Below are 15,016 nucleotides of genomic sequence, written 5' to 3' on the forward strand. Positions count from 1 at the left end.
TGGTCCTGGCGGGGTGGCATGGCGCGCCAACCCCGCCGGAATCTTCATCTCTCAGCGCGCGGCGAAGTGTTTCAGGAACGGGTCGTCGCCTGTGCTGGACCAGAACCAGAAAGGGAGCGGGGGCTCGAACATGGCTGTACGGAACTACACCCGTCAGCTGGCGACAATCATTTCTATCGATGCCGTCGGGTTCTCCCGGCTGATGGGCATCGACGACGAGTCTGCTGTCGCGGCATTCGAGGAACGGCGCGACATCATCGCCGACAGCTGTGGCACATTTGGCGGCCGCACGTTCGGCGACGCCGGCGACAGCATCATGGCCGAGTTCGGCAATCCGATCGAGGCGTTGCGCGCGGCCTTTGATTTCCAGGGCCGCATCGTCGCCCTCAACGCCGAGGTTGCCGACGATATGCGCATGCCGTTTCGCGCCGGCATCAACACCGGCGACGTCATCGTGCGTGGTGGCCGCCTCTACGGCGACGACGTCAACATCGCCGCGAGAATCCAGGAATTCGCGCCGGGCGACGGTCTCGCCGTTTCGGAGACGACCTGGCACCATGTGAAGGACAAGACGGCGGCCGAATTCACCGATCTCGGCGAATTCAGGCTGAAGAACATCGCCTTGCCGGTGCGCGTTCTGATCGCCGGCCGCAGCGGCAACGGATCCTCGCCGGCGGCGTCGTTCGCGGCCATTCCCCAGGCCAATGCGCAGCAGAAGCTGTCGTCCAAGGGGCCGCCGGCGATCGCCGTCCTGCCCTTCCACGCCGATGGCGGCGAGCATGACATCGGCTACATGGCCGACGGCATCGCCGAGGACATCATCTATGGTCTATCCAACACCAGATGGCTCTCGGTCATCGCCAAGGGCTCCAGCTTCCAGTTCCGCGACGACACGCTGGGCACCCGGGTGATCGGCAACGCGCTCGGCGCGCGCTACATCGTCAGCGGCACGCTGATGCGCAATGGTGGCCAGATCCGCCTCAACACCTCGCTGGCCGACGCGTCCAACGGGCGGCTGGTGTGGTCGCAGCGCTTCGATCGCGATCTGGTCGACATCTTCAACCTGCGCGACCAGATCGGCGCTGAGATTGTTTCGATCCTCGACAAGGAGGTCGACCGGGCGGAACAGGCACGCACCTTCCAGGTTCCCTGGGAAAGCCTGGAGACCTGGCAACTGGTGCGACGCGGCCGCTGGCACATGAACCGGCGCACCCGTGGCGACACCGAAACCGCACTCGAGTTCTTCCAGAAGGCGTACCGCGAGGACGCCAACTCGAGCGCCGTGCTCAATGAACTGGCGTGGTGGTATTTCTGGCGGGCATGGCTGCGTTTCGGCGACAGCGACGATTTGAACAAGGTCGAGCAGTTTGCCCGCAAGGCGTTGCTGGTGGACAGCCTGGATGCACGCCCGCACGCCCATCTCGGCGCCGTCGACATCATGCGCGGCGAACCGCGATCGGCCGTCGACCATTTCGAGGAAGCGATCCACATCAATCCGAGCTTTGCCTTCGCGCGCTCGGCCATGGGCAGCGCCCAGCTGCTGCTCGGCAATGCCGCGTCAGCGATACCGTTCTTTCTCGATACCGAGCGATTGAGCCCGTTCGACCTCTACCGCTTCCACAATCTGGGGGAACTGACGGCGGCCTACTGTTTGGTCGAGAACTGGCCGGCGGCGATCGCTGCCGCCGATCGCTCGCTCAACCTGTCTCCCGGCTATTTTTATTCCAGGTTCCTGAAGATCGGCGCGCTGATGCGAAGCGGCCGGCCGGAACAGGCGCGGCGCGAGATGACCATTTTCACCACCCGGCATCCTGATTTTTCAGAACAGCGTGTGCGCTGGATACCTTTCACCGACAAGGCCGCGAACGAGTTCCTCGTCGCCAATTTCCGACTGGCCAAATGAACATGGCGTCAATGCTGGCTGGAACATGGACCAACTGTGAAAAGATTCACATACGTGCAACCGATGCAAACCTAGGCGTTGAACGGCCGGCATCGCAATAACGTGGATAGCCGGGGGGCTTGAACGCGCATGACCGAACTGAAGTATTTCGACGCTATTCGCGCGGCCCAGAAAAACCAGCGCCCGCTGTCGGAAATGCCGCCCTTCGATCTCGGCCGGATCCGGAAGACAGGGCTGATTGCGCGCATCGTCGGGTCTCTGGCCGAAGACCCCCGCTGGGCGCTTTCCTTGTTGCGGCGTTTCCGGCCGACCGGCAAGCTCTTCGGTGTTCTCGTGGTCACCAAGAACGCCGATGTCCGCGACATATTGGAGCGCGGCGACGAATTCCAGACCCCATACGGCCCGGAAATGACCGAGCTTGCCCGGGGATCCAACTTCATCCTCGGCATGCAGGACGGCGCCGACTACCGGCGCATGAAATCGTCGGTGCTGAGTGCATTCCCGCCGGCCGAGGTCGAAGCCGCCGTCAGGCCGATCGCGGCGCGTCATTCGCAAGAGATCATGACGCGCGCCAGCCCCGGCTTCGATGCGATCTCCAGGTTGATGAAGATCGTCCCGGTGCACATCTGCCGCGATTATTTCGGCGTCGAGATCGACGATGAATCCGAATTCGCCGACTGGGCGATCGCGCTGAGTGCGCTGTTCTTTTCGGACCCGACGGCGAGCCCCGTCATGCGCGAACTCGCAGTGGTGGCGGGCGACCGTCTTCTCAAAGTCATCGATCGCTCCATCCAGTCGGCGAGGGACCGGGGCTTGAAGGCCGAGCAACCGCTGGCGAGGCTGGTTGTCCAGACGGATCAGGGCCGCCTGTCGCGGGACGACCTCAATTCGATCATGCTGGGCATGATCGCCGGCTTCGTCCCGACCAATGTGTTGGCCGCCGGCAATTGCCTCGACGTGATCCTGTCGCGGCCCGACGCACGGCAGGCTATCGATGCCGCATTGGCCGAAAACGATACCGCCAAGCTCGACAGGGCCGTCCTTGAAGCCATGCGCTTCAAGCCGATCTGGGTCGGCCCCTGGCGCTACACGGCCCGCGACGCGATCATCGGCAAGGGTACGCGCCGCGAGCGCCTGGTGAAGGCCGGCACGGTGGTGATGCCGGCGACGCTGTCGGCGATGTTCGATGCCGACGCCGTGCAGAACCCGGACCAGTTCGACACATCGCGCCCGTATCGCGACTACATGGTCTTCGGCCACGGCATTCATCAGTGCATCGGCGCCGAGATTGCCAGGATCCAGATCGGCGAAAGCCTGCGCGCCCTGTTCCAGAAGCAGGGCGTGCGCCGCATGCCCGGCAAGGCCGGGCGGATGACCCGCATCGGCGCCTATCCCGAAACGCTCAAGGTCGATTTCGAACGGGCAGAACTCTGCCGCACCGTAACGCAGTCTATGGTGACGGTGGTCTGCCCGGTCACCCGATCCGCGTCGCTGGATGCTGTCCGCGACAAGGTTGCCAGCCTCGGCAACCCGGCCGTCGAAGAGATCCGCACCGCGCTCGACATTGCCGGCACCGTCCACTTCACCAGCCTGACCGTGGTCGGCACCGGCGAGATCGGCGCTGATTCCGGTCAGGAAAAAGGAGCTCTGGTTCTCGAGATTTCCGGTGACGGCAGCATCGACGATGTCATCGATGCGGTCACGCACGCCATCGGGCACCGGCTGCGGCCGATCTTCAAGGATGTCTGCGATCTGCGCGATGGCGGCGCATTGAACGATTTCCTGCGCAAGCACAATGTCGACATATCGCCGTCCTTCGGCAGCAATGCCGGACTGGTGTTTTCGGGCACGCCGGGGCACTCGGTCCAGCGTATCAAGGCCGAGCAGCAGCTTTTCGAAGCCGTGCGCGACATCGTCGAGCGGCCACGCAAAGGGGCCGGCAACGCTCCTGCCGTGCTCGCTGAAGTTCGCCAGCGTGTCCAGTCATTAGGGACGTTTGCCTGGGCGTTCGAGCCGGCCGAAAGCCTGCTCGAAAAGCCGCCGGGTCATTGGGGCCGTGCCCTGATGACGACGTTGCTGGTACCACCGGTCTTCGTCACGGTGGCGATCATCTGGGCTGCTTGCTGGTACATGACCTACAGTGTGGTGTTCGGCAGATCTATCGACATCAGTTCCCAGGAAATCTCCTTCACCGCCATAGCGGTAGCAATCACCTCACTTCTGTTGTCGGGACTTGGAGTGTTGGTGGCAGCGGCGCTGCTGGCGTTTTCGTGCTTGCTGGCGCTGCGACGCCGCGAGGACAGGGATCGGCCGGAAAGCACATCGATCGGCATATCTGAATTGAACGCGATACTCGTCAAGGAGGGCCACGCGGCACAAAACCATCTGACTGCGATTTCGACGATGAAGGCCGGCATTCTGCGGCGGCTGGCGCTCAGGTTTTCTTTCTACCTGATCTCGATAGCTGCCCAGAAGGTATTCAAGCCAGGCTTCCTCAACACCATCAACACCATCCATTTCGCCCGCTGGATACTGCTGCCCGGCTCCAACCGATTGATGTTCTTCTCCAACTACGGCGGCAGCTGGGAAAGCTATCTTGAGGACTTCATCGCCAAGGCGTCCGCTGGCCTGACCGGCGTGTGGAGCAACACCGTGGGCTATCCACGCACACGATGGCTGTTCCTGGACGGCGCGCGCGACGGCGATCGTTTCAAGCGCTGGGCGCGGCGCCAGCAGGTGCCGACCCTGTTCTGGTACTCCGCCTATCCGCAAATCAACACAGAGCGCATCCGGATCAATTCCCGGGTCAGGCGCGGCATTGCTTCCGCCGTCGGCAACGAGGCGCGCGACTGGCTGAGCTTGTTCGGTTCGCTACGGCGCCCGGCGAGCGAAACAACCACCGTTCAAAAGACCACTTCGCTGCTGGCCAATATCAGCTCTGCCTTTCCGGCGCCTCTCGAACAGCAGCTGGAAACCGGCGAGATCCAGTCCATCTTCTTCGGCCCGCTCGGCCCGCTCGCTTATTCGCATATGCTTGCGATCCGGGTGCCGGACAAGTTGCCGGCGCCCAAGCGCAGAGCCTGGCTCGATTTCGTTGTCGAGCAGACGAGTTTCGGCGAAGGCAGGCCCGCCGGGCGCGCTATGATAGTCGCCTTTGGTCCCGGTGGCCTGCGGCAGTTTGGGCTCGACGAGGGTGTGGAGGGCGATCCACTGGAAACATTTCCGATCGCCTTTCGCCATGGCATGGGCAACCCCGAGCGTGGGCGCATACTGGACGACCGAGGCCGCGACGGCCCGGACGAATGGGAGTGGGGGTCGCTGGAGAACCCTGTGGACCTGGTCATCGTCTGCTATGCTGAAGACCCGGGACGGTTGAAGACCGAGATTGCCACCGTGAGACGAAAGACGACCGGTGCAGGCATGAAGGTCGTTGCCGAACTGCCGCTCGCCGTAAACCGGGGTCCGACCGACACGAAGACGAAATCGTCCGACGGGGCAAAGCGTGACGATCGGTCGGAACGTGGGCCAGCCTACGAGCATTTCGGTTTCGCGGACGGGATTTCGCAGCCGATTGTCCGGGGCACGACCCGCGCCAGCAGGGGCGCCGCGCCCATGCATCTGGTCGCGCCCGGCGAGTTCCTGTTCGGCTATCGTGATGAGCATGGGTTCTATCCAGCCTCGCCCTCGGTAAGCGCATCACGCGATCGGACTGGAATCCTTTCGCAGGTGCGCCGTAGCCGGCTGATTCCGGGCCTGCCGCCACCGCCGCGCGATTTCGGGCGCAACGGTTCATTCCTGGTTATTCGCCAGTTCGAGCAGCACGTCGACGTCTTCAACAACTACTGCAAAAAGGCTGCAGCCTTGGTCGCGAGCCAACTCGGCAACCAAGCCATCACGCAAGACTGGATTGCCGCCAAGATGCTCGGCCGCTGGCAGAACGGTAGCTCGCTGGTGCGCAACCCCGATCATCCGGGACGCGTCATCGACAACAACTTCGCCGCTGGCGCCGAGGATCCGCAAGGCCATCGCTGCCCGCTTGGTGCCCACATTCGCCGTTCCAACCCACGCGACTCGCTGGGTGAGGACCGCGATACGCAGATCAATATCGGCAAGCGCCATCGTATCCTGCGGGTCGGCCGCACCTATCAGAAGCAGGACGGCAAGAATGGCAAGGTCGAAAAGGGGCTGCTGTTCATGTGCCTCAACGCCGACATAGAGCGCCAGTACGAATTCATTCAGCAGACCTGGGTTTCGTCGGCCACGTTCCAGGGCCTCGTCGCTGAAAAGGACCCGACGATTGGTTCGCGCGGCGGCGATGGCAGGTTCACCATTCCGTCATGGGAAAAGGTCACGACGCTCCGTGACATGCCGCAATTCGTCACCACCAAGGGGGGTGGATATTTCTTCATGCCCAGCCGCTCGGCGCTGCGCTACCTGATTTCGCGGCTCTGATTCGGCGTCAGTCGTCGTCCTGCGACTCGGCGATGTGGCGCAGTGCCCCGGTGTCGGTGATGCGCAGGCCGCCGCGTTTGATGGCAATGAACGAGCGGTTGCGCCAGTCGTTGAGCGTCTTGTTGACGGACTCGCGCGTGGCGCCGAGGAACTCTCCGAGTTCCGATTGCGAGATCGGGATCCAGCCGGCGCTGTCGGCCATCACCTTGGCCAGGAAGACCAGGCGTTTGGCGAGCCTCGCCTCGATGCCGAAGAAGGCCTGGTCGCCGAGTTCGCCGCTGACCCAGCGCAGCCGGGCGCACAGAAGTTCGATCATCGCGCGTGCCAGCGGTGGATTTCTCTCAATGCGATCAAAGAGTTGTGTCCTGCTGAGCGAAACCAGCTCGCAAGCGGTCAGGCAGATGGCGGTGGCGGTGCGTGGCCGCCCGTCAAGCGCGCCGATCTCGCCGACGAGGCTGCGCGACAGCTCGATATTGGCCACCAGCTTCTGCCCGCCAGGCGAATAGATCGAGATTTCCACCGTGCCGCTCATCACCCCGTAGATCCGGTCGGCGGCATCTTCCTGGACGAACAGATGCTGGCCGGCGGCGTAGCGCTCGACCTTGCAGCCGCTGAACAGGATATCGAACAGCTTTGGATCGATGCGTGCCAGGCGCGGCAGATCGTTTCTGTCGTTAGGGCCGCCAAAAGCCATGTTCCAAATTCCCAATTGCCGCAATCGGCGAAGTTTAAGGGCCGAAGTCTAAGGCAAGAGTGCACCGCGTCAAAGGCCGGCGTTCATCCCTTGCGATTACGCCTTGTAAAGGCGTGGCGCAGTGGTCGCGCCCAGTGCCTGGCTCGTGCCGGGCGGAAAGCCGCCTGCACGCGCGGCGGGAGGAGCCGCGCGTGCAGGCGCCAACTGATAAAAATGGATAGGTGATAAAATTTCTGTAAAACCGAGCGGCCGCAATGGCCCTTCCACCCGTTGCGATAGGTGGGGGCAAACAGCGTGAGCGTCTGTGACGGAGATCACATACGGCATCGCTGAAATAATGCGAGCGTCATACATCGCGCGAGCGACTGCCGCAAAGAGACATGCCGACGTTGCGCTGCGGTCATCTTCGACGCGAGTTGATTTGTTTCCTTGCCTGCCAGTCAGAATTGCACCAGTCTAAAATGGGGCAATACAGTTCTTTACTTCGACAGAACGTTAGAGGGCTACTATGCCGGTCAGCAGAGAGCAGCGAATCCGTCGATATCTCGATCTCGTCACCGGGGGCGAGGGGACTGAATCGGTCCTCGGCAACATGGAGACGATGGCAGGCGGCGGACTGGAATCCCTTGCGCCTGCGGAAGCCGGCAAGACGGAGGCGGCGTTTGAATCGGCGCGCGCTGGCATGGAGAGCCTCGCGCGGGGCGCCGAAGTCGCGCCCGAGCAGCTTTCCGATCTGGAAGCCATAATCATCCCGGAGTTGCGGCCGGTCTATGACATCAAGGATGGCACCTTTACGACGCTGACTTTCGACGGCGCTCCGACACCTGGCCATTCGCTGTGGACGAAGCTTACCAGCGAGGCCGCATTGAAGCAGCGCATCGAAGCCGCCCTGCCGGCGATCGGGCGTATCGAACTGTTGTGGAACACCAATATCCCTTACGGCGGCACGGGCTTCGTCGTCGGCCGCAACCTGCTGATGACCAACCGTCATGTGGCGCAGATATTTGCGGACGGCCTTGGCGACCGCAATGTGCAATTCATCAACGGCCGCGCCGCCGGCATCGACTTCAAGCGCGATTCGGCGGCGGGAAACGTCTTCAAGATCCGCAATGTCCGGATGATCCATCCCTATTGGGACATGGCGATCCTCGAAGTCGAAGGCCTGCCCGACAACATCACGCCGCTGTCGCTCGCGGTCGCCGACGCGCGCGATATGCTGCGCCAGGAAGTCGTCGCCATCGGCTATCCCGCGTTCGACAATCGCAACGCGGTCGATGTCCAGAACGAGCTCATGCGCAATCGTTTCCAGGTCAAGCGCCTGCAACCGGGCATGCTGCAGGGCGGCTTCGATACGGAGAGTTTCGGTAAGATCGTCAGCGCGGCGACACATGATTGCTCGACCACTGGCGGCAACTCCGGCACCGCCATGATCAACCTCGCCACCGGCGAGGTCGTGGCGCTGCATTTTGCCGGCCGCTATCTCGAGCGCAACTACGCCGTGCCCACCGGCGCGCTCGCCAAGGACCAGCGTGTCGTCGACCTCGGCCTCAATTTCGCCGGCGCCGCCAGCGGCGGCCCCAACGATTGGGGCGCATGGTGGAACAAGGCGGACAGTGGGTCGCCGGCCGAGGGCGTAAACCTGGTTGAAGTCGGCGGCGCCCAGCAGATCCCGGGCGTCGCCACCCAGACGCCTCCATCCGGAGGCGTCGTCGTTTCGCCGGGCGGCAGCGTCACCTTCGAAGTGCCGTTGCGCATCACCGTCTCGCTCGGCGCAACGCCTGGCCATGAAGCGGTCACGGAATCGGTCGAACTGGAAGCGGCCAAGCCGACCCCTCCAGGCGGCGCATTCGTTCCCAAAACGGTCGCGGACTATGCCGGCTATAAGGGCTACGACGAGAAATTTCTCTCTGGCGGCACTAAACTCGCACCGGTCATTGTGCCCATGCCTGAGGCCACCGACCTCTCCGTGCTGGCGCCACTTAGGGACGGGGGCACGCGGCTGGACTACCAGAATTTTTCACTCAAGATGCACGCCAAGCGGCGGCTGGCGCTGTTCACCGCCTCCAACGTCACCGAGGAGAGCAATCTGCGCGAGCCGGAAAAGGGCCGCAACTATTCGCGTGGCGGCCTGTTCAGCGAGCGCTGGTTCCCGGATCTGCGGCTCGACGACAAGTATCAGATCCCCGATGTCTTCTACACCCAGGATCAGGGCGCCTTCGACAAGGGCCATATCGTCAGGCGCGATGACGTGGCCTGGGGCAGCACCTTCGAGCTGCTGCTCAGGGGCAATGTCTGCTCCTTCCATGTCACCAACTGCTCGCCCCAGGTCGAAGGCTACAACCGCTCCGACAGCGGCGAGAAGAACTGGGGCGATCTTGAGAATCACGTCCTGTCGGAGGCGGCCAGCGAGCGGCTTTGCGTCTTCGCCGGCCCGGTCCTCGCCGAAGACGACCGGACCTTTGCCGGCAAGGGTCCCAAAGGCACCAGTCTCCGCGCGCCGGTGCCGCGCCGCTTCTGGAAGGTGGTAGTCGCCCGCGTCAGTGACGGCATCGCCAGTTATGGCTTCGTGCTCGAACAGGATCTGTCGGACACGCAGCTGGAGTTTGCCGTCTCCGACGAGTTCATCGGCGCCATGTACCCGCTGACCGAAATCTCCGAAATGACCGGCGTCAGCTTCGATCAGTCGCTGATCGACGCCGACCAGTACGAAACGGTGCGCGGCACCGAAATTGCGATGCGGGCGGGGTCGCGCAAGCGGAAGAAGAAGGCTTAGGGTCGGAGGGAATCCCATGACCGAATGGACGCAATCCGAACTGAACAGTCTCAACCGCATCCTCGCTAACCTCTACCCGATGATCGGCGACGGCGTGCGTGTTGCCAAAGGTGTCGGTCTTTCGACGGCCCAGATCGCCTTTGACAACAAGGCGATCAACAACTGGTTTGCGATTGTCCAGCGCGCAAAGCAGGAGACCAGGGCCGACGACCTCGTCGCCTTTGCGCTCGATGAGAATCCCGGCGACCAGGCACTGCTGCAGGCAAAGCAGCACGCCCCGCCGCCGCCGGTCGAAGGCCCCGCGACCGCCAATTGGAGCGGCGCGACGGCGCCGGCCCAGCTCGAAAAAATCCTTGGTGACAAGAGCACGCTGGTGCCGATCAGCTATCTCGAACTCGGCCTTGTCAGGGCAAGATCGGTGGTGCGCATCAAGCGTGCGGATGGCAGCTCCGGCACCGGCTTCATGACCACCGGCGGGATACTGATCACCAACAACCATGTCTTGCCTGACGACGCTTCATTGGCGGGCACGGTGGTCCAGTTCAACTATCAGCGCACCGTTGCCGGGCTCGACGCGCCGCTCGACCAGTTCGACATCGACACCGCCGTGCCGCTTCGTACCTCCAAGGACAATGATTGGTCAGCTGTCCGCATCAAGGGCGATGCCTCCAAATGGGGCGAGTTGGAATTGAAGCCCATGGCCGTCAAGGCCGGCGACCATGTCAACATCATCCAGCATCCCGGCGGCGCGCAAAAGCAGATTTCATTCGTCGCCAATGTCGTGGCCTTCGTCGGCGGCGGCCGCGTCCAGTATCTGACCGACACGCTGCCGGGTTCCTCGGGCTCGCCGGTCTTCGACACCGACTGGAACCTGATTGCGCTGCATCACAGCGGAGGCTGGCTCACCGAGCCCAACGCGCCTACCAAAAGCACATATTATCGCAACGAAGGCATCGCGATCGACACCATCATCCAGGACCTCGCGGCCAAGCCCGTGTAGATGGTGAGCTATGCAGACCGATGGCGCAGCTCGATGCGCGGCGATTTGGGACTACGGCATGTAAAATTTTTCGGATGTGACGGTTTATAACGCCAGACACCAAACACCAGGGAGTTCAGAGATCAGCGCCTATTTCGACCTCAGGCTTCAACTGGCTGATCTCTACCCATTGCCTCCCGATTGGTTGCAGGTAACCAAGGACGCTGGAATCGTCGCTGGCGCCATCAACCTCCAGGGGGCGGCGCTTACAGTCTGGTTCAACATCCTTGACTATGCGTTGACCAATAAACTGTCGCAGGCGCTTATGACTGCCGTCGTGGCGCAAAATCCGCAGTGCGCGGCCCGGTTCAAGGCCTATCTGGACGAACTCGCCGCGGGCCAGAAACCGACGGCCGAGTTGCCCGGCATGACGACCGACGATCGGGTCAACACCGCGCTCGCAGGCTTCAACGCCGTCAACCAGCAGTCCAAGGACATTCAGGCCACGCTTGCCGCCGACAACGGCCTCACCAATGTCACCAGCCAGATCGATGTCCTCAAGACCTACAAGGACCTGCATGACCATCTGCAGAGTTTTCAATACGGCATCGGCAGCTTCCAGAACCTGCTGGTCGCCGCCCGCGACATGGGGGCCGACCTGGAGCAGGTCCGCGTCATGCGCAATTTCCTCAAAATATTGAAGCTCTTCTGTGTCTCTATCGGAGAGTCGGTCATGGAGCTGCCGGCGGGGCCGGCGCTTCACGATATCGAGCAGGCCTGGCTCGACGACCTCAAGGCGGCTGCGATCAAGTTGCAGGCTGCCATCGATAACAAGTCTCCGGACGCCTACGACGCGCTGTTTGACGTGCGCACCGTGCTGCGCGTCGTGCCGTCGCGGCTCAACCAGCAGATTTTCGTCACGGCAAAGAACCTGCCCTTCGGACTTTTGGCCACCGGTCTAGATACGATAGCCGGCAAACTTCCTGCAGAAGAGCCGTCCGTGCCCTTGATCAAGGCCGCGCATGACGCGATCATGGTGCTGTCCTCGACCATCTATGCGCGCGTCGTCGAGCACAAGCTATGGCAGGACATCGACAACAAGCTGGCCAGCCTTACCGACATGATCGAGCCGATAGAAGGGGGCGCTGCGGCGGACAAGTCGCTGCCGTTCCAGTTTTCGCCGCTGTGGCGAAACCTGGAAGTGAAGGTCAAGGTTCTTGCCGACCTCGACCCCACTGGAGCGTGGCGGGCGACGCTCGTCGACTACTCCACCGACGTCAACGACCAGCTATCGCGCGAGACCGTCGATACCGCCTTCATCCTTGCCTTCGAAGCCTATCGGGACGAGGCCCAGCAACGCTTCGTCCAGGTCGATCTGGCGCTGAAAACGGAATGCGCCTCGATCGTCCGCGTCAGCACGCCTTTGCACAAGATCATTGAGGACCTGGGGCCATGAGCGATGAACTTGCGACAGGCACGGAGACCGAAACTCCGGCCGATTTTATTTCGCTGAGCGACATCCGGATCGCACATCTCGAGCTGATGCGCATCGCCAGCAGCAATGAAGCCGTCGACCCATCGATGAGCCGCAGCGACAAGGCCGGCGCCGAGACGACGGAAGCCAGCATCGACAACACGGCCCCCGATGCGCAGGCCATCCGCGACTTCCTGGCCAAGGCACGGCGCGCCGGCAGCACCATCGCGCGGGAATCCGACCGGCGCGCGGCGCAGCGCATACTCGATTATTGGTCCGCCGAACTGGTCACGCGGCCGGGCATCACCTCAGCCGACGTCAGCCCGGCGCGGCTCGCGTCTTTCGCCGGCGGTGGTGGGCTCGAAACAGCCGAGCCAGTTGCCGTTGCGGCCGACGACGAATCCGCATCGCGTGAAATCACCGATTCCGGGGCGATCGCCATCGCTGTCCCTGAACCTGTAGTCGTGACGACCAAAGACGGTGCCGTATCCGGCGACGGCTTCGCATCCGACGACGAACTGAGTTCGGACGAACTGACCGAGCGCTTTCGCATTCGCGTGGCCGCCCAGGCGCGGCAATGGAAGAACACCGGCTATCCCGGCTATCTCCTGCGCGGCGAAGCGCTGAAGGAGGCGGCGGAGCTTCCGCAGGGGCCAGACATCGCCGAGTTCGTCGAGGCGAGCGCCAAGGCGGAGACCGACAGCCAGAAGCAGCGCGATCGCAGCAAGAATATATTGATCGCGCTGTTTGCCATCCTGGCCGCGATCCTTGGGGCAACCACCTATTTCGCCTACGTCCAGAGAAATGACGCTGTTGACGCGCGCAAGGATGCCGAGACGACGGCGAGTGAGGTCGCAAAGCTCAATGGAAAGCTTTCCACCGCCCTTGAAAAGACGGAAGACGCACGCCAGCGAGCCGAGGCTGCACTTGCCGTTGCCGAGAAGAAGGCGGAAGACGCCGCCAAGACGCTGGCCGAGCAGCAAGCCACGCAGGCCACTTTGCGATCCGCGATCTTGCTTGTGGTCGAACAGCTCAAACTCGGCAGCGTGTCCCTGGACAAGTTGGCGCCCGATTTGCGACAGGGGGTGCTGGTCGAGCTGGCCGGGCAGGTCAAAAGCGGCGAGGTCGCGCTCGACCAATTGCCGGCGCCGCTGCGCGCCGCGCTTGAACCGCTGCTTGGCAAAGACATAGACAAACAGCCTAACGTTCTTTCGGGATACAAGGTCGATTTCATAGGGGCCACGATCGGCTTGCCCAGGATAACCGACGACCTGGCCAACGACGCCGTGGCGCCGCCGCTTGATTACATCAACTACTCGCTGGTCATGGGCCGAACTCATCGCATGGCCATCTATTCGGCCGTCAACCTGGATCGGTCGCAGAGGTTGCCGCTGCAATTCACCGCCAGCAGACTGAAACCCGACAGCCGATTGTCGGTCGACTACCAGCCTCGTCCCAACTGGTACTTTCGCGCGGACCGGCCCTGGCTGGCGGCGCGATTTGCAAGTGCCAGCGACATCGCCTGGGGTCCGGAGTTCGCCGGCGATCCGGCAACGGCGGCGCTCAAGCTGGCGCAGTATGCCTCTTTCCTGCCAAACACGATGCCGCAGCCGCGTACTTTCTACGGCAGCCGATGGGTGCCGCTCGAAAACTGGGTTCGCTCGCAGCACAATCCGCTCGCCAATCGGGTGACCATCTTCAGTGGTCCTGTCTTCCGGCCCGCGGACCAGCCGGTCGACGGCGTGCCGGTCCCTTATGCCTATTGGAAGCTCGCGGTGTCCTCGGTGTCGGCGGCCGTGAAGGGAGAGGTGAGGGAGCCGGAATTTGAGGTCGATGCGTTCTTCATTCCAGCCGACGCTACGGGGGCGTTCAACGTCGAGCAGTATCGGCTCCCGGTTGCCGAGCTTGAAAGGCTCACGAGCCTCAATTTCGACCCTCTCATCGAATGGACGGATTCACTGAAGAACCGCGGCCCCAATGGAACCGCGGCCGACGAACTGGCGGCTCGCGTCAAGCTGCTCGACGGCGCAAATGATGCACTGCGCGGTGACCTGATTGCCGTCCTCGAAGACGCAGACCTTCCGGTGGTCGAACGGCAGAAGATCGTCGCGGCTCTCGTCGAGATGGCCGGCCTGCAAAGCATAAGCGGGCTGACACCGGCGGGGCGCCGCAACGTGCTTGAGACCCTGCTTGGGGTACCGCCTGAATTGTGGGAACGCCCGGACTGGCTGGCTGTGTTTGCCGGCGCGCGCCGGGCGGTTGCCGATCTCGCCCTTTCGGCAGCCGACGGCCAGACTGTTATCGGTGAGCAGGATCGCAACGCACTCAACACGCTGAAGGACCGGCTGCGTATCCAGCAGAGCCCACAGACGGTTTACGTCCAGTTCGCCGGCATGGCGCGCGAGGAGGCCGGGGCGCTTTCCGCAAAAATGCGGGCCTTGGGCTGGGGCATTCCAAACCCTGGCGAAGAACGTGTCGCCGCTGCCGCCGGCAAGAACGAAGTTCGCTACAACCCCTACAACGACGCCGACCGTGGCGCCGCCGAACTGCTGGCCGCCGACCTCACGGTTGCCGCTGGCCGACTGGTGACAGCCCGTGCGGTGCCGATCATCAAGGCCAACACATTGGAGATATGGACCAGCATATAGAAACACTGAAGGCCCGAGCGGGGCGAAGACAAGGGCGCGTAAAAAAGCCGCGATGCGCCGCTCACTATCGTCGCGACAAATACGGGCTGTTCT

General features: G+C 62.7%; 7 protein-coding genes. 6 read left to right on the top strand and 1 reads right to left on the bottom strand.

The features are described 5' to 3' along the window. Positions 1-130 precede the first annotated feature (130 nt). Complete coding sequence (locus tag NKK50_RS14730) at positions 131-1,903, top strand: adenylate/guanylate cyclase domain-containing protein (RefSeq protein WP_023668989.1); 1,773 nt, start codon at positions 131-133, stop codon at positions 1,901-1,903. A 129-nt stretch (positions 1,904-2,032) separates the two neighbouring features. Further along, complete coding sequence (locus NKK50_RS14735; RefSeq protein ID WP_352543596.1) at positions 2,033-6,355, top strand: cytochrome P450; 4,323 nt, start codon at positions 2,033-2,035, stop codon at positions 6,353-6,355. Between the two features lie 7 nt (positions 6,356-6,362). Here NKK50_RS14735 and NKK50_RS14740 read toward each other — a convergent pair whose 3' ends face one another. Beyond that, positions 6,363-7,049 carry a Crp/Fnr family transcriptional regulator gene (locus NKK50_RS14740; RefSeq protein ID WP_023668987.1) on the bottom strand — a complete coding sequence of 229 codons (687 nt, stop codon included), beginning with the start codon at positions 7,047-7,049 and terminating at the stop codon, positions 6,363-6,365. A gap of 508 nt (positions 7,050-7,557) precedes the next feature. On the opposite strand from NKK50_RS14740, the gene NKK50_RS14745 reads away from it, so the two are divergent. The 4 genes from NKK50_RS14745 to NKK50_RS14760 all read left to right on the top strand — a co-directional run bounded on the left by NKK50_RS14745 (position 7,558) and on the right by NKK50_RS14760 (position 14,923). After that, positions 7,558-9,822, top strand: a complete 2,265-nt coding sequence (locus NKK50_RS14745) for a DNA/RNA non-specific endonuclease (RefSeq protein ID WP_352543597.1) — start codon at positions 7,558-7,560, stop codon at positions 9,820-9,822. Positions 9,823-9,838: 16 nt separating this feature from the next. Next, on the top strand, positions 9,839-10,822 hold the full coding sequence (locus NKK50_RS14750) for a trypsin-like peptidase domain-containing protein (protein WP_023745069.1): 984 nt from the start codon (positions 9,839-9,841) through the stop codon (positions 10,820-10,822). A 304-nt stretch (positions 10,823-11,126) separates the two neighbouring features. Then, positions 11,127-12,257, top strand: a complete 1,131-nt coding sequence (locus NKK50_RS14755; protein ID WP_155921533.1) for a hypothetical protein — start codon at positions 11,127-11,129, stop codon at positions 12,255-12,257. Beyond that, positions 12,254-14,923 (top strand): DNA/RNA non-specific endonuclease, encoded by a 2,670-nt coding sequence (locus tag NKK50_RS14760; protein ID WP_023745068.1) that lies wholly within the window; start codon positions 12,254-12,256, stop codon positions 14,921-14,923. The genes NKK50_RS14755 and NKK50_RS14760 overlap by 4 nt, the downstream gene beginning before the upstream one ends. The last annotated feature ends 93 nt before the right edge of the window (positions 14,924-15,016 follow it).

Origin of the sequence: Mesorhizobium sp. M0001 (assembly GCF_040324255.1) — a bacterium.
Taxonomy (GTDB): Bacteria; Pseudomonadota; Alphaproteobacteria; order Rhizobiales; family Rhizobiaceae; genus Mesorhizobium.